9 protein-coding genes are annotated in these 16,130 nt (G+C 67.9%); 2 read left to right on the plus strand and 7 right to left on the minus strand.

What is annotated here, in order from left to right:
* Window positions 1-141: 141 nt before the first annotated feature.
* Window positions 142-3,201 (minus strand): heterodisulfide reductase-related iron-sulfur binding cluster, encoded by a 3,060-nt coding sequence (locus AB0C34_RS10045; protein WP_357069474.1) that lies wholly within the window; start codon window positions 3,199-3,201, stop codon window positions 142-144.
* 483 nt (window positions 3,202-3,684) lie between these two features.
* Here AB0C34_RS10045 and AB0C34_RS10050 point away from each other — a divergent pair, with 483 nt between their 5' ends.
* Window positions 3,685-4,416 carry a hypothetical protein gene (locus tag AB0C34_RS10050; protein ID WP_357069476.1) on the plus strand — a complete coding sequence of 244 codons (732 nt, stop codon included), beginning with the start codon at window positions 3,685-3,687 and terminating at the stop codon, window positions 4,414-4,416.
* Between the two features lie 84 nt (window positions 4,417-4,500).
* Here AB0C34_RS10050 and AB0C34_RS10055 read toward each other — a convergent pair whose 3' ends face one another.
* The 6 genes from AB0C34_RS10055 to AB0C34_RS10080 form a co-directional block, all read right to left on the minus strand.
* Window positions 4,501-5,382: an NRDE family protein gene (locus AB0C34_RS10055; RefSeq protein WP_357069479.1), complete on the minus strand. Its 882-nt coding sequence runs from the start codon at window positions 5,380-5,382 to the stop codon at window positions 4,501-4,503.
* Between the two features lie 137 nt (window positions 5,383-5,519).
* On the minus strand, window positions 5,520-6,845 hold the full coding sequence (locus tag AB0C34_RS10060) for a S1 family peptidase (protein WP_357069481.1): 1,326 nt from the start codon (window positions 6,843-6,845) through the stop codon (window positions 5,520-5,522).
* Between the two features lie 110 nt (window positions 6,846-6,955).
* Entirely contained in the window at window positions 6,956-8,314 is a 1,359-nt protein-coding gene (locus tag AB0C34_RS10065) for a S1 family peptidase (RefSeq protein WP_357069483.1), read from the minus strand.
* Between the two features lie 163 nt (window positions 8,315-8,477).
* Window positions 8,478-9,590, minus strand: a complete 1,113-nt coding sequence (locus AB0C34_RS10070) for a hypothetical protein (protein ID WP_357069485.1) — start codon at window positions 9,588-9,590, stop codon at window positions 8,478-8,480.
* Between the two features lie 53 nt (window positions 9,591-9,643).
* Complete coding sequence (locus tag AB0C34_RS10075; protein ID WP_357069487.1) at window positions 9,644-12,202, minus strand: LuxR C-terminal-related transcriptional regulator; 2,559 nt, start codon at window positions 12,200-12,202, stop codon at window positions 9,644-9,646.
* Complete coding sequence (locus tag AB0C34_RS10080) at window positions 12,195-13,958, minus strand: Hsp70 family protein (protein ID WP_357069489.1); 1,764 nt, start codon at window positions 13,956-13,958, stop codon at window positions 12,195-12,197. The genes AB0C34_RS10075 and AB0C34_RS10080 overlap by 8 nt, the downstream gene beginning before the upstream one ends.
* Before the next feature lie 295 nt (window positions 13,959-14,253).
* Here AB0C34_RS10080 and AB0C34_RS10085 point away from each other — a divergent pair, with 295 nt between their 5' ends.
* Window positions 14,254-16,098, plus strand: coding sequence for an IniB N-terminal domain-containing protein (locus tag AB0C34_RS10085; RefSeq protein ID WP_357069491.1), 1,845 nt, complete (start codon window positions 14,254-14,256; stop codon window positions 16,096-16,098).
* Window positions 16,099-16,130 lie beyond the last annotated feature (32 nt).

Genomic DNA, 16,130 nt, shown 5'->3' on the forward strand with positions numbered 1-16,130 from the left:
GCAGTGTCGATGTGTTGCAGCATCGTATGGTCTCGCGCAGGACATCGCCGGAGTTCATCTCGCGCCAGCGTGCACTGCGGCGACGGAACGAAAGAGCCCGGGTCCTCGGGGACCCGGGCTCGCATCGCTATTACGCCCTGATCAACTCTTTCGACCGGGCGCTTTGGCGCCGGACTTGAAGCCGAGGCCGCCCGGCTTGGCGGCAGGCGGCGCAACCGGGGGTGTGCCGTTGCCATTGGCGGTCTGCTCCGGCTCGGTCGGTGCCGCCGCGGGCGCCACCTCGGCCGTATCCTGTTCGGCCGCCGCCGGTTGGGTCGCACCAGCGGGCGCGGCACCGGGCGTCTTCGGCCCGGGCCGTTTGAAGCCGGACTTCATGGCCAGCCCCTTGGCGGGCACCGTTGGTTTGGTCTCGGTCGCAGCGGTGGTCGTCTCGGTGGCAGATTGTTGCGCGGTCGCTGTCGTGTCGGCTGGTGCGGCGGCAGTCGGAGCCTTCGCGCCGGGCGCCTTGGCCGCGCCCTTCATGGCGAGTCCGGGCGCTTTGGCGCCGCCCTTCATACCCAGGCCTTTGACCTGCGGGGCAGCAGGAGACTCGGTGGTGGGCGCGGATTCGGCCGACTCGGCGGCTGCCGCTGGAGCTTTGGCGCCGGGCGCCTTCGCCGCAGCCTTCATGCCGAGTCCACCAGGTGCTTTGGCGGGGCCCTTCATGGCGAGGCCCTTGACGGGCGCTGCGGGTGCCGAGGTGGTCTCGGTTTCGGTGTTGGGGGTCTTGGCGCCGGGTGCTTTGGCGGCGCCCTTCATGCCGAGTCCACCGGGGGCCTTGGCGGGGCCTTTCATCGCCAGACCGCCGCCGACCGGAGCCTTTCCGGCAGGTGCGGGCGTTTCCGCGACCGGGGCGGGTTCCGGCTTGGGCTTTGGTTCCGATGCGGGGGTCTTCGGTTGTTGGATAACGGTCACATTGTCGGTCAGCCTGGCGGGCTCGACGCGCTCGATGGCGTCCAGCATCAGTTGGGCGACGTCGACGACCTCGACGCCCGCACCCTCACCTTTCTCCTGCCGTGCGGTGACGCCGTCGGTGAGCATGACGCGGCAGAACGGGCAGCCGGTCGCGATCTTCCCTGCGGCGCCGTCCGCGGAGGGGGCCGCGGACCCGGCGAGGGTGCTCAATCCCTCGTCCACCCGGTCGATGTTGATGCGCTTACCGAGTTGCTCTTCCATCCACATGCGCGCACCACCGGCGCCGCAGCACATGGACCGTTCCGCGTGCCGCGGCATCTCGACCAGGTTCGAGCCGGACGCGGCCATCAGCTCACGCGGTGCGTTGTAGACCTTGTTGTGTCTGCCCAGATAGCACGGGTCGTGGTAGGTGACGTTCTGCGACACGGAGGCCACCGGAATCAGCTGCTTCTGGCGCACGAGCCGGTTGAGTAGCTGGGTGTGGTGCACGACCTCGTAGTTACCGCCTACCTGCGGATACTCGTTGTTGAGCGCGTTGAAGCAGTGCGCACAGGTGACGACGATCTTTTTCTTGCGGTCCTCGATCCCCTGGAACACCGAGTCGAATAGGGCGATGTTCTGCTGCGCCAACTGCTGGAACAGGAACTCGTTGCCGGCACGGCGCGCGGAGTCGCCGGTGCAGGTCTCCTCGGCGCCGAGCACCATGAACTTCACCCCCGCGGTGGCGAGCAGTTCGGCGACCGCCTTGGTGGTCTTCTTCGCACGGTCCTCATAAGCACCCGCGCAGCCAACCCAGAACAGGTAGTCGTAGCCGTCGAAACTGTCGGCATCCCGCCCGAAAACCGGGATCTGGAAGTCGAGTTCGTTGATCCAGTTCAGCCGGTCCTTGGCGTTCTGACCCCACGGGTTGCCCTTGTTCTCCAGGTTCTTGAACAGACCCGCGAGTTCGGATGGGAACTCCGACTCGATCAACACCTGGTAGCGGCGCATGTCGATGATGTGGTCGACGTGCTCGATGTCCACCGGGCATTGCTCGACGCACGCGCCACAGGTGGTGCAGCTCCACAGCACTTCTGGATCGACGATGCCGTGTACGTCCTCGCCGCCGACCAGCGGACGCTCGGCCTCGGCCTTCGCGGCCTCGGAAATTTTGGCCAGCGCGGTTTCGTTCGGATTGCTCTCCGCGTCGACCAATCCGATCTCGTCGCCGCCCATGTCTTTGCGGCCGCCGGCCAGCAGATACGGCGCTTTGGCGTAGCCATGATCACGCAGTGACATGATCAGCAACTTGGGTGACAGCGGTTTACCGGTGTTCCAGGCCGGACACTGCGACTGGCAGCGCCCGCACTCGGTGCAGGTGGTGAAGTCCAGCCAGCCCTTCCAGGAGAAGTCCTCGATCCGGCCCGCGCCGAAGGTGTCGGTGTCCGGATCGGCGGTCTCCATGTCGACCGGCTTGCCCTGCGACATCATCGGCTTGGCCGCGCCGAGCGCGACGTCGCCGTCGGCCTCGCGCTTGAAGTAGATGTTCGGGAACGCCGAGAACCGGTGCCACGCCACACCCCAGGTGACCTTGCGGCCGACCAGATACAGGAACAACATGCCGGACATCAACTTGATGAACGCGAACAGCCCCACGAGGGTCGGGCTAGCCGGCAGTAACTCGGCCAACCGCATGGTGAAGAAGTCGGTGGCCGCGTCGGAGTGGCCGTAGGCCGCGATCTTGCCCGCTTTGACGAAGATCATGCCGAGACCCTCGATCAGTACGATGGCCTCGATCACGTAGGCGGGGCCGAACTGCGAGCCGCTGAATCGAGACAGTCGCTCGGGCAGTCGCGGGTGATTCAGCTGACGTAGCACCATCAGCGTGGTGATACCGACTACCGTGCCGATGCCGAGGATCTCGTCCCATAGGTGGTAGATCGCCGAGTTGCCGATGATCGGCCAGTGGAATGCCGGATCGAATGTCTGCCCGTATGCCTCGAACCACATCATGGCGCCGCCGATGAAACCGATCATCACGAGCCAGTGCGCCCAGCCGACGGTGCGGAATTTGTTCATCCGGGTGTGCGCGAGGAACTCCACGATCATCTGCTTGAAGCGCGGGAGGAACGGCCGCCAGCGGTCCGGCGCCGGCTGTCCGACCATGATGGCGCGCACGATGTTCCGGACGCCGCCGATGAACGACGCCCAACACAGGAGGCTGAGCGTCGCCCCAATCGTGCCCAGCGTCACTGTCAGGGCATTCATGTCGCGACCTTTCTTTAGAAGGCAACACGAGGCGGGACGGTTCTGGCGCCGCCCCGGATGGCTCGTATCCTAACTTGCAGTAAGTTACTCGTCGGTAACAACTACCGTCCATCGTAGGTTCGACATTCGGGCAATAACCCCACATGCTGGGGCTCGACCCGTAATTTACTCGTGATTAATGTCACATTCGATGGAGCTCGATCGCGACGTTCGCTCGCGCAATGGGCACCGTAAACGCCGCGGGATACCCGACAAGCTGAGAGATAGCTGACAATTGGCACACACCAGCTCGGTCCTCATGTCTGATAAGGGATCTCGCTTAAAACGCAGCCTTCTATTAGGCTCACGACGTTCTGTCTGCCGTGCCTGTTTGCATACCGCTCGGGGAGGATCTGGAGCCGACCACCCGGATTTGATGGAAAAGAGCTCTCGCGTAGGTGAACCCGCTGGTAGACGACGACCTGATGATGGATTGGAAACTTAATGAAACTCCGCAGAACAACCGCGGCCGCCGCGATGGTCATCGGCGCGATGACCATCGGTCTGGGCACCGCACATGCCGACGAGCCGGCGCCTACAGCTGATCAGGCCATCCGGTATTCGGTCAAGCTGGTGGACAAGACCGTCGTGACGACCCTGAAGGGCGGCACGTTCGAACTCGCGAAGTCCTCCGAGGACGTCCAGGAGAACGACGTCTACAAGATCAAGGACGGGCAGGGCAACACGGTGCTGTCCCTCCCGATCGCGTTCAAGGTCGCCGAGACCCTCGTCCCGGTCAAGCCGGTTGTCAAGGACGACGACACGGTGCTCGAACTGACCCCTGACCAGAGTGTGGCAGTCCCCAAGGACAAGCCGGTCAACACCGTCAACGTCGTCGCGCAGCCGATCGCCTCGCCGGTCGAGAACCAGCGTGCGCAGAACGAGTTCGCCAGCCAGTTCGGTATCGCCACCGCCGTCGGCGGCTTCCTCGGCACCGCCATCGGTGTCATCGCGGGCGGTGTGATCGGCTGCATCCTCGGCCTGCCGTTGCTCGGTGTCGGCTGCATCCCCGCCGCCATCGCCGGTGCGGGTATCGGTGGCATCCTCGGCACCGTGGCCGTCGGCGGTCCCGCGCTGGCTATCGCGGGTATGGACCTGATCAACACCCTGCAGGCGCCAGACGGCACCACGAAGTGGTCGGAAGCGAACTACTCGACGCCGGTCGCGCCGAAGTAAGTCGCTCGAACGTTCTTGTTCGATCAGCACGCGGCCCGCTCTTCTCGAAGAGCGGGCCGCGTGCCGTTATCCGGGTAGGTCGAATTATGCGGGCAGCTCGAGTGTGCCGTGGAAGGACACCTCACCGATCTCGCGGCCGAACCTGCCGAACGAGCGTTCGGCCATCGAGAACGTCCCGTTCTCCCGCACGAGCAGAACCGTGCTGGCCCTGGTGCCGTGCAGGGTGTGCCCAATGAACCCGGCTGACAGCGTTCGCTCCACCTCATGGGGAACTCCGGTGTGCGGCAGCCGGTCGTCCGGTGCCTCGGTGCGGTCGGCGAGTACCGCGAAATACCGCTCCACCGCATCGGGATGGGACCGTGTGAGCCGTCGTAACTCGGTCAACCCCGCGCGCACTTTGGGCCAGACGGGCTGCGGCCCGGTCGGCTCCTGGTCTCCGATCAGACTCGCGGAGCTGACGAAAGTGCCGTTGGCGAGTCCGTGGAAGCCGGGCGCGAGCTCCCTGGACGCGGTGGCGCGGTTGGAATGCCACCACAGCGTCGCCAGGTCGGAGACCACTAGGTTGTATCCGTTGTAGTGGTCGGGCGCGGCCGCGATGTCGAGCACGTACTGCTTCGGGCCCACAGAGGTACCGGCCGGAGGGCGGTCGGAGACACTGCGCAGGAAGTCCATCACCAGCGCCCCACGGGAACGGGTGTCGGCGCGCTCGTCATTCGGGGTCCGCGCGTTCGTCAGCGCGGCGAAGCGATTGCGGCCAGGCGATCGGGTGGTGAGGCCGAGCCAAGTGCCGGGAGGATCGCCCTCGGCCCGGCGCTCGGCTCCGATGTCGCGCCCGGCGAGCAACCCGGGAACCTCCGACCACCAGCGCATGGGCTCCGTCGGCCGGGTGTAGAGCTCGTCGCGGTTAGCCGCCACGATCAGCCGGTAATCCGGATGCGCACGCCAGCCGATCAACACCAAACACATGCCGTCAGCATGCCGTAACAACGCGACGTCACACGCCGCGTTCCACCCACCAGGGGCTACGCAAGGGCAGTGAAAAGGGGGCATAGACGGCGAGAAGGCCGACAGCGCGATGCTGTCGGCCTTCTCGGGTCCTCTGGTCAGTTGGTGCGGACGCGCAGTCCAGGGTTGTCGGAGAGCACCACGTGCACCGGCTGCGCGAACAACTGCGGCACGTTTCCGGTGAGCGCGCCGATCAGGTTCGGTATCTCGCAGATCGGGTAGTCGGCCACCGACGAGGCGCTGGAGATACCGAGCGCCAGTCGGCCGGTCACGATCGGGCCGCCGCTGTCACCGGGCAGCGCGCAGATGTTGGCGGAGAAACTCTGGGTGAGTTCCCGCTCGCCGACCTGCACGGTCTGGTCGACCGCGTTCACCACGCCGCAGCTGAAGCCCGTTCGTGCACCGGACTTGCAGACCGGAGCGCCGACGACCGGGGTCGCCACGCCGTCGACAGCGATCGGGGCCGCGCCGGGCGCGCGCACGCCGTTGTTGGCGAAGCGATCCTTGGCCTGGTCGCTGATCCGCACGATCGAGTAGTCCTGCTCGCCGAGCACGGACTTCTGGAACACGCCCAGTTGCGCGCCGAGCCGGTCGCCGTTCAATTCATAAACGCCTGCCGCGTTGCCGCCGCCCGCCGACGAGATATCCGGGTTGCAGTGCCCCGCGGTGATGTTCACCGCGTTGCCGTTGCGGTCGGTGCCGTTGAAGCCGAGCGAGCAGCGCAGCGAACTGCGTCCGGCGACCGAGGCGAAGCCGTCGCCGCCCGCGAGGGCGCCGCGGGCCTCACCAGCGATGTCGCTGGCCTGCAGGGCGCCTTCCTCGCCGGCGACCGGCGGGGTCATCACGATGACCCGTGCTGGGTCGATGAAGTTCGGCATCGGCAAGCCGGCCTGGTCGACCCGCACCGCGATGGAGTTGTTGACGGTGTCGATCACCGCACCACGCACCATCGACCGCACCGCGTCGGGCTGGCCATCCAGCCACCGCTCGAACGCGGTCTTCTCGCCACGCAGGGCGGCCTCGCTCTTGGCCACGTTGCGCACTTCGAAGCCGGCCGATTCCGCGGCCTTCCTCGCCTCGTCCGCGCCGGGACCCTGGGCCAGCGCCACGACTGCCTTGCCCGCGTCGTTGAGCCAGGAGCCGGCGAACACGGTCGGGTACTGCCGCTGCGCGGTGGTGGCGAAGGCGCCTACCTGCTGCGCCAGATCCGCACGGTGCAGGTACTCGTCGGGCGAGATCTTCAGATCGCGGGCTACCGCTGCCACCAATTCGGCGGGCAGGCTGGGTGCCGGGTCGGGTTCCGCCGTCGCTACTGCTGCCGTGGGGCCGAACAGCAGGATCGCCGCCGAGGCGGCGATCACTGTTCTTCGGAGTCCGGTCTGTCGCGCAGCCGATCGGGTGGGACCTATACGTGGCAGGAGCATGACCAGACTATATGGGCTCGAGCGCGGTATGCCTACTCATGTCGGGAACCCGATCGCTCGATAGCCGGTCGACCGGCTATATGCGCGTCGACACATCCCCTCGGCGCAGCTCACCCGGCGTTCGGTCGGGTACGTACGGTGATGCCGCTGCCGATCCCGCCACCGGAGGAAGCGTCGATATCGGAAAGGATCGAACGGATCGGAATGCCGAGCGTGGCGGTACCGCCGTACTGCGCGAGCGCGACGTTGGCCTCATTGCAGTTCGGTGCGTCCGCGGCGTTGGAACCGCTGGTGATGCCGAGCGCCAACGTCCCGGACACGATCGCTCCGCCGCTGTCGCCGCCGAGCGTGCACGCCGAACTCGCGAACCCGCGGACGATCTTGCTCTCGCCCTCCGAGGTGAACAGCTGGGTCTCCACCCGGTCGGCCACGACGAAACCACAGGTGAAGGTCGATGACTGGCCGGACTTGCAGATCGGGGCGCCGGTGATCGGTTCGGCGGTGCCAGTGATGGCGAGTGTGGTGCCGTTCGCGCCGCGTACCAACGGCTGATCCATGCCGGCATTGACCGCACGGTCGTTGAGCTTGATGACCGAGTAGTCCAACGCGGTCGGCCCGCCGAGCGACGCCCGCACGAAGGTGCCCAACTCGGGGCTGGCCGGGATGTCTTTGACATTGGGCAGGTAGACGGTGGCCTCCTGGCTGCCCTTGCCCAGGTTGGGGTCGCAATGGCCCGCGCTGATGTTCAGCGCGTTGCCTGCCGCGTCGACGCTGTTGAAACCGAACGAGCACACGTCGACGCCGCGCAGCGAGGCGTCGTGCAGCGAGATCGGGGCGCTGATATAGGTGTCGCCGCCCATCGGCCGCCGCTCGATCGGGCCGCCGCCGTTCGGCGACAGGATGACCTTGATATTCGCGAGCAGGGTCGGCAGGTTGAGCATGTGGCCCGCCGGGGTGTTGGCGACACTGAGCACCACCTGACTGCTCAGGAAGTCGATGGCGACGGAGTTGATCGACTGCGAGATCTCCCGCGGCAAGCCGGTGACCCATTGGTTGAGTTGCGCCAGCGAGTTGTCCAAGCTGTCCGCCGAGACCGGGGCGAGCCTGGTCTGATACCCGTCGGCGGCCGCGATCTTGGCCGCGTCCATCGAGGTGACCGCGACGACGGGCTTGCCGTCCGCGCCAATGTAGGCGCCTGCGTAGGAATCCGGCCGCTCCGAGCGGAACTCGCGCGCGTAGGTCCGCAGTTGCTGGGCGCGCGCCGCGCGGTCCAGGTACTCCGTCGGGGTCATCTTCAGATCACGCGAGATGGCCTGTACCAGTTCCGGAGGAAGATTGTCCGCGCCGAGCTGGGCAGGGGCTTCGGGCACCGCCGAGGCGGCCGTCGTGCCGAACAAGGGAGTCAGGAGAACAGTCGAAGCGATGGCGACAGCTTTGACCGCGGCGCGACGCGCCACCAACTTGCGCATGAAGTCCCTTCGTCGGCACGCACGTGCCAGCTAAATCCGTGGCCACAGGCGGAATCCGTTGGCACACGCCATCGTCGGAGCAAAGACCGCTGCCGAAAAATTTGTCCGACAACATCGGTCAGCGGATCACTCTAGGGCACAAACCCGGGAAGAGCGCTACTAATCACCGCGTGCCCGGTATTCCGAGTCCGGGGATGGTCGGAATCTCCGGCAGCGGCTGGAACGGATACGGGTAGGTCGTGGTCGTCCGGGTCGTGGAGCGGCGGGTTGTGGTACTCGGTGTGGTGGTCGGCGTTGTCGTGGTGGTCGATGGCTCCGGTGGCGAGGTGGTCGTCTCCGGTGGCGTGGTCTCGGTGATCGGTTCCGGCACCTCGGGTGCCGGCGTGGTGGTGACGACAGTGGGGAATTCGATCGGCGGCGCGGGTGGGGTCGAGCTGACCGACACCTGTTCGGGCTTCGCGTCGCGGAGCGGCGGCACCGGTGTCTTGCCGCTATCACGGAACAGCGCCGCGACGACGACGCCGCCGAATACCAATCCGACCAGTGCCGCCACGGCGATCAGTAGGGGCGTGCGGCTGCGGTCCGGCGCGGGAGTGACTGTCGGCGTGGCCTTTTCGGATGTGGTCGGTTCGACCGCCGGGATCGACTCGCCGATCGGGATGGCCGCCGAGTAGGCCTGCGCCTCCACCGCGGGCACCGCCGGCATGACGATGGTGTCCAGAGTCGAGTTCTCGGCGGTCGCGGGGTCCGGCGGGGTACTGCCCGCAGGCGTGGCCAGCACGGCCGCCAGTGCCGCGCGCGCCGCGTCGTAAGCGAACGAGGGTTTGGCGTGCGCACCGGCCTCGCCGCTGGGCAGGTCGCCCTCGCTGACCAGAAGCACCGAGCGGAGGCCGAGGTAGTCCAATGCGTCGCGCAGCGCGAGCACGTGCTCGGCCGGCCAGTGCGTCGGATGCGTCGCGTAGAACTCGGCTGGACCGTTGAGATGTTCGGCGGTCGCGTTGATCAGACAGAACAGGGCGGTCGCCACCAGATCCTCGGCGCGATACGCCTCGCCGTCGTCGACCGAGATACCCGCGGGGTCGCCGACGGCGGGGACGAATCCGGAGATCGAGTGCGAGAGTCCCTCGGGTGCGGGGCCGCCGAGTTCGGCGTCACCGTCGTCGGACAGATGCAGAACCGACTCGCGGACGATGTACTGCGGCTCCTCGTCGCCGTCGGTGACGATGGCCGCCGTGCACTGGTCCGCGGCGATATGCAGGCCCACCCCAGTGGCCATCCTCAGTACCTCGCCCTCGCTTCGGCGTTTCCGCCTGACGGAACCGCACCTGATCAGACCAGCAGCGAGCCGTGTCCCATGGCGCGGAGCATCGACAATAACTCCGACCGGGATCGCGCACCGATTCGGCGTCGGATGCGGGCGACGTGGTGCTCGACCGTCTTAGCGGAAATGTACAGGCGGGCGCCGATCTCCCGATAAGTGAGTCCAAGCAGTACCAACTCGGCCACTTCGTGTTCACGATCGCTGAGGATCGCGGTCGTTGCCTGGCCAGCGGGCGCCGGTGTGGCGTCCGCCCCTGCGCGTGCCGCCATGGGTGTGGGCCTGACCTGCGGTTCCTGCGGACGGGCGGCGGCGCGGACTGTGCGTGCCAGTTTGAGCAGTGCGGTCGCGGTCGCCGAGTCGGGAGCGGCGAGCGCGGCCTCACTGGCCAGCCGAGCCCCGTCCCAGATCATGCCGATCTCGGTCAGCGCGGTGACAGCGGCATGGACCGGTGCGGCGGCCACCTGGCCGCGCAGCACGAGTACCCAGGTGCGGCCAGCGTCCGCCAATACCGCGGCGTGTCGGTCACCCGCTTCGGCCGCCGCCTTCAGCGCATGCGCGTGCGGCAGCAGTTCGTCGGGTCGCTCCCTGGCGATGGCGGCCTGTACGCCGTACCAGTGCAGGGCGTTGGCCCAGGCCGGTGGCTCGCCCAGGCGGCGAAGCAGCGCCGACATGGCGTCCACCAGCGGCATGACGCGGCCCGCATCGCGTAGCCGGATGCCGGCCAACCATAGCTCGCCGATCGGCAACACCGACAGCAGATCGGCTTGCACGTCGTCGAACAGCGGGTATGCCACCTGCCACGCCCGGGTCAGCGCGGTGTGGTCGCCACTGCGTCGGGCGAGGCCGATTGCGACGCCGTGCGCGAGCAACCGGTCACGGATATCGAGTGTGTCGTGGTCGAGTGCGGCCACTGTGGCCGCGGCGGCACGCTCGTCACCGCCGAGCATCGCAGTCCATGCCGACAGCACCTCGAGCTGATGGCAGCGCAGTCCACTGGCGGTGGCCCGGCGCAACGTGTCCGCGGCCCGGCTCGGCTCACCACTGCCGAGCGAAAGCAGCGTGCCGATCGAGGCCGCCGTGCACGGCAGAAAGCGGTCGACACCGGCATCCGCATGCGCTGCCTGAACGAGCGCCGAAACCGCTGGAGCGGTGCTGTTCCGGCGTCCCGAAAGCGAGTCCGCCAGAGCGGTCGCGATCAGCCTGGCGTGCGCGTTCGCCTCGGTGGGCGGCCATTGCGTCGCCGAGGTGGATAACTCCGCGGCGCCGGTCGCATCGCCTGCCAGCGACAACACGGTGGCACCGACCGCCCAATCCGGGCCGACTCGGTGCGTGCCGAGCCAGGAGTACAACTGCGCCGCACGACCGACCAGGCCACGGCGGGTCAGCACCGCCGCGCAGATCCGCACGGCGGTAGCGAGGTCCGCGCCGGTGCTACCCGGATGCGCCAGCATCGGCTCGGCCAGACGCATGGCCGTCTCGCCGTCGCCGGTTCGCGCCGCCGCCTCGGCCCAGCGCAACGCGATCAGGTCGGGGTCGGCGCCCGAGGACGCCGCGGCGGCGTAGTAGCGGACCGCGTCGCGGCCGGCCTTCGTTGCCGCGGCGACGAGGAACTCGGCCAGACGCGGGTCGCGAACGCCGGATTCGGCGAGTTGGAGGGCGGTGTGGTCACGCAGCAGGCCCGCGTTCATCCTGGCGCCGAGCAGTCTGCGCTGGACCGCGACGAACCTGCGGTCACCGAGCAGCGTGCGCAGTGGGCCGACCGCGGGTTCGAGCAGCAAGTCGGCGTCGGTCACCAACGCGCTCGCCCTGGCCCGGTCGATGAGATCCTGCGCGGCCGACTGATCGACATCGAGTATCTCGGTGAGTTCGCTGGAATCGAGCCCGGTCCCGGTGGTGGCGACCACGAGGGTCTCGAGCAGGTCGGGTTCGAGATCGTCCAGCAGTGCGCGAGCCCATGCGACGACCGCGGTGTCGACGATGCCGATGCCCGCATCCAGACGAGCCGAGCAGGCAGCTTGCAGCGCCGCGACCACGCCCCCGCGGATACCCGCGGTTTGCCGGTGGATGTGCTGTGCGATCGGGCGCGGCACCATCATGCCGAGTTCCCTGGCGAAAGGCGCCATATCCGCGACGCCGAGCGGCCGCAGATCGACCACTCGACCGCGGCGGGCCGCGGTGTCGGCGAGTATTCGCAACCGGGGGTCGTGCGGGCGCGGCTGCGTCGCGACGATCACCGTGCGGCGACCGGATTCGATGGTGGCGCACAGGTATTCGAGGTCGAGCCGGCCCAGTGTGTGCGCGTTGTCGATGATCAGGGCCGAGTGCGTGGCGGCGTCGGTCGCCACGCGGGGTGCGGTCGTGTGCTGCGCGTGTGTCTGCTGCATGTTGTCGTCCTGCAGCGGGATGCCGTTGGCACGCAGCCGGGAGCGAATCTCCGCGAGCAGGGTGGACTTTCCGGTCTGGGAACGGCCGCGGATGAGGTAGACGACCGGTGTTTGATCGGCGGAGTCCAGCTCCCGAAAGATCTCACGCGCGCATGGCACGGTATCGAGGGCGGTTTCAGCCACCGGAGCCTCCGAGAATGGTGCCGGGAATGTGCAGCACGCCCTCGACCGCGTCGCCGACACCGTCGAGGGTGTCGTTCAAGACGCCGGTGGGCGCGCTCGGTGCGGGACGCTGCGGTGGTGTGGGCGAGGGAGTGGGACTCGGCGGGGGAGCCGGAGACGGTTGTGGACGTGGTGGTGGGGCGGACTGCGACGCAGCGGGTTCCGCGGACGCGGGCGAATCGGAAGCCTGCTCACTGTGCATCACGGCGACCGTAGGCGCAACGGCAGCGGACGAGGGCGCGGGCGGCGGCGCATCGGCTCTGGGCCGGACGGCCGACGAGGTCGGGCCCGATGCCGCGGCGTCTGCCAGAGACGCCTCGCCTGGCCCCGCCGCGCTCGGCGTCGCGATCCCGGGGCTGGACCGCTCGGTCGCGGAGGGCCGGTTCGAGTTGGATTGGATACCGGTGCCGACAGCTACCGTGCCGGTGGTCAGCAGGCCGATGACGACCGCAGCACCCGCGATGACGGTGGCACGCCGCTTGCCGGTACGCCAACGGCGACTTGCCTGGCGATCGTCGGGCATGGAGGGAAGTCCCGGCGCGGCAACCGCCTGCGGCGATCGCGGCGTCACGATCGCGGCAGTCGGTACGGCGAGGGGGACGTGGTCGGTGTCGCTGATCCGAAGGTCGGCTGTGAGTAAATCGGTGGCAAGCAACGCGGCGCCCCGCGCGGCGGTGTGTCCCGGCTCGGTCGCCGCCAGCACGGGCAGGCCGAACTCGGCCGAGATCATCTCCGCGAACAGGGGAATCGCGCCACCGCCGCCGGTGAGCAGGACGCGGCTGATGTCGCCGATATCGAGCCCGCTCCGGTGCACCGCTTCGCGGAGCAAATCCACCGCGTTCAACAGCGGCCCGCGCAGCAGGTCTTCCAGTTCGTCGCGCACCAGCCGCACGGTGCCTCCGTGCGGATCAGTCGGATCCAGTCGCACCGGAACGACCGTCGCGGTATTGATCGAAAGGTCTTCTTTGGCCCTTCTGCAGTGTTCGCGCAAAGCCGCTAAATCGCGCTCCACCATCGGGTCGAATGGGTCGAAATCATTGGCCAGTATCGCGTTTGCCAGGACATAACGCATGGTCAGTAGATCGAATTCTGCCCCAGCGATGTCGGTGGACCGCAGCGGTGTGCCGAGCAGGCCGGCGTGATCGCCGGTGCGTACCACCGAGACGGTCGATCCGGACGCGCCGAGGTCGTAGACCACCACCGCGCCGGCACCGAGCGGGCCGTGCGTGCCGTCGAACCAGCGGACGGCCGCGGTCGGCTCCGGGACCAGAGTCACCTCACCGAGGCCCGCGTGCTCGAGGGCGGACCGCTGGATATCCACGGTGTGGCGCGACCACCACGCGGGGTGGCACGCGACGGTGATCGGCCGAACGGATCGTCCGGTGTCCGAGGTGCTCTCGTCGATCAGACATCCGATCGTGGTGGCGACCAAGTCGGCCGCGGAATGCGCGGAGCCGTCCTCCGCGAGGATATCCACCGGGTCGCCGACCCTGGCGAGGAAGCCCTCCACCAGCACCTCGGTGGAATGGCGACCGGCGCCGTGGACGCGCGTCCCGAATGTGGGCGTCGTGTCGGGGGCGAGTCGCAATACGCTCGCGTGCGTGCGTGCGGTGCCGCCGCCGACGGGATCGATGCCGTCGTCACCCTCTCCCGCTGCCGCGACGGCGACCGAATTCGACGCCCCTACAGTGATGCCGAGCGCCAGGCGCTGTGTCATTCGAGAACCCCGTTCGAAGAACTGTCTGGTCCGGTGTCGCTGTTGTGTAGTCCGATCGTGCGCGGGGCAGTGTGGTCACGCCGACGCAACCGTTCTGTCGGTTGCTCGCCGACCGCCGTTACGGCGCGGGAAGATTTCAGGGAATTCCCCTAGTCGCGCGGCTGCCCCTATTGAGTGTCCTTGCCCGGGTCTAGGGATTTGCCCCGTTCCGGAGTAACGCGGCGTGTCCCTAACGTGAAATTCATTCCAACGGCTGCGGACGATGGCGGTCCGCCGAATCTCAAGAGAGGTTCTCATGACACCCAACGCGATTCTGGAATTCATCCTGGATCTGCTGCGTAGCCCCGAGGCTGTGATCGGTTACTGCGCGAATCCGACCCAGGCACTGGCCGCGGCCGGCTTGACGGCGGTGACCCCCGAGGACATCGCGGCTTTCGCCCCGATGGTCGCAGAATCTGCCCTGGTCACCGGTGGTTCCCAGCTGCAGGCGATCGTGGCGGCCGGTGCGCAGGCGGGTGCGGGCGCGGCAGTGAACGCGGCGGGCACGGTGGGGGCGGCCGCCGCAGCGGGTGCTGGACTGGATCTGGGCGCGGATCTCGGGGTGAATGTGGGCACCGGTCTAGGTGTTGATATCGGCGCTGGTCTGAACGCCGCGATCGAGACCGGCTTGCAGGTCGGCGCCGATCTGGGCGCTGGACTGGCCGGGGGCCTCGACACGGTGGTGAATGCCGGAGCGGACCTGTCCGGCGCCGTGAGCGGCATGCTCGGCGCGGGCGCCGAGGTGATCACGGGTATCGGCGCGGATGCCGACCTGTCGGGCGGGGTGAATCTCGTAACCGGGCTCGGAGCGGGCCTGGCTACCGGCATTGACGGCGCGCTCGGCGTCGGTGCGGAGATCGGTGCGGCACTATCCGCCGGCATCGAGGGCGCCGTGGATACCGCGGCGGAGGTGACCATGGGTCTTGGTGCGAGCCCGCAGAATGTCGTGGATACCGCAGCGGGTCTGACGGCGGGGTTGAGCGGGGCGGTGGCATCCGCGCTTGGTGTGGCCAGTGGCCTCGACGTGTCACCGGGGGCATCGGGAGGAATCGGACTCGAAACGGGCCTGCAGACCGGGCTTGGCGTCGTGCTCGACGCCGCCGACCAGGCGGTGGCCGGACTGACCAGCGAAATCGACAGTGCAGGATCAGGTTCGGGCGGGTTGACCACCGGACTCGGTGCCGCTGTTTCCGCCGCGGTCGGTGGGGCTGAACATGTGGGCGCGCGGGCGGTGGGCCTGGAGACCGGTCTCTCGACCGGGCTCGGTGCGGCCCTCGGCACGGGAGCGGAACTCGTCGGCGGACTGTCCACCGGCGTGGTCGACTTGCTGAGCACTGGAGCGCAGGTCGGCACCGGCTTGGAAACCGGGCTAGGGGCGGGTGCTGACGTGGAAACAGGCTTGTCCAGCGGACTCGGTGCGGAACTGTCGACCGGTGTGGACGGTGTGGTGCAGGCCGGGCTCGGCGTCGAGACAGGAGTTTCCGGTGCTGTCGACATCGCAGCGCAGGTAGCCGCCGGACTCGGTACCGACCTGTCGGCGGGGTTCGCCGGCGGCGCCCAGTCGGGTGCTGGACTCGGATCCGGTCCGACCACGGGGTTGGACGGCGTGATCGGTGCGGGCACCAATCCCATGACCGGAGTGGAGACGGGCCTGTCATCGACCGTCGAAAGTGCGGGCACCGGCTTGGAAATCGGCCTCCGCGCTGCGGGCCACGGCAGTGCCGGGCTGTCGAGCGGCCTCGACGGTGCGGGGACGGAGCTGGAATCGAGCGTGGACAGCGGTATCGACGGCGGCGTCGACACCGGTCTGCACGCGACGACCAGTTCGGCGAATAGCCTGTCCGCCAGCGTCGGCGGTGGACTGAGTCCGATCGTTGGCGGCGCGGCGGACACGACCGAGGGACTGGGCGACACCGGCGAAAGTTTCGGATCGACCGCTCACACCTGGTCGGCATTGGACGTGTCGAGTGCCTTCGGTTCTGGTCTGGACAGCACCGCAGGTCCGCAGACCGACTCGGGTTTGTTCACGGATACCCACATTGATGCCGATCTGACCGGGTCGGCAGACGCCAGTCTGACCGGCGACGCGTTCCTGCACTAGACACCGAACTACGGAGAGAGGTCGACACCGCG

Source organism: Nocardia sp. NPDC049220 (genome assembly GCF_040647855.1).
Lineage (GTDB): Bacteria > Actinomycetota > Actinomycetes > Mycobacteriales > Mycobacteriaceae > Nocardia.

Excerpts from the sequence above, each read along its gene's own strand:
- AB0C34_RS10085 (WP_357069491.1), top strand. The coding sequence starts at position 14,254 with ATGACACCCAACGCGATTCTGGAATTCATCCTGGATCTGCTGCGTAGC.
- AB0C34_RS10055 (WP_357069479.1), bottom strand. The coding sequence starts at position 5,382 with ATGTGTTTGGTGTTGATCGGCTGGCGTGCGCATCCGGATTACCGGCTG.
- AB0C34_RS10080 (WP_357069489.1), bottom strand. The coding sequence starts at position 13,958 with ATGACACAGCGCCTGGCGCTCGGCATCACTGTAGGGGCGTCGAATTCG.
- AB0C34_RS10070 (WP_357069485.1), bottom strand. The coding sequence starts at position 9,590 with ATGGCCACTGGGGTGGGCCTGCATATCGCCGCGGACCAGTGCACGGCG.
- AB0C34_RS10050 (WP_357069476.1), top strand. The coding sequence starts at position 3,685 with ATGAAACTCCGCAGAACAACCGCGGCCGCCGCGATGGTCATCGGCGCG.
- AB0C34_RS10045 (WP_357069474.1), bottom strand. The coding sequence starts at position 3,201 with ATGAATGCCCTGACAGTGACGCTGGGCACGATTGGGGCGACGCTCAGC.
- AB0C34_RS10065 (WP_357069483.1), bottom strand. The coding sequence starts at position 8,314 with ATGCGCAAGTTGGTGGCGCGTCGCGCCGCGGTCAAAGCTGTCGCCATC.
- AB0C34_RS10060 (WP_357069481.1), bottom strand. The coding sequence starts at position 6,845 with ATGCTCCTGCCACGTATAGGTCCCACCCGATCGGCTGCGCGACAGACC.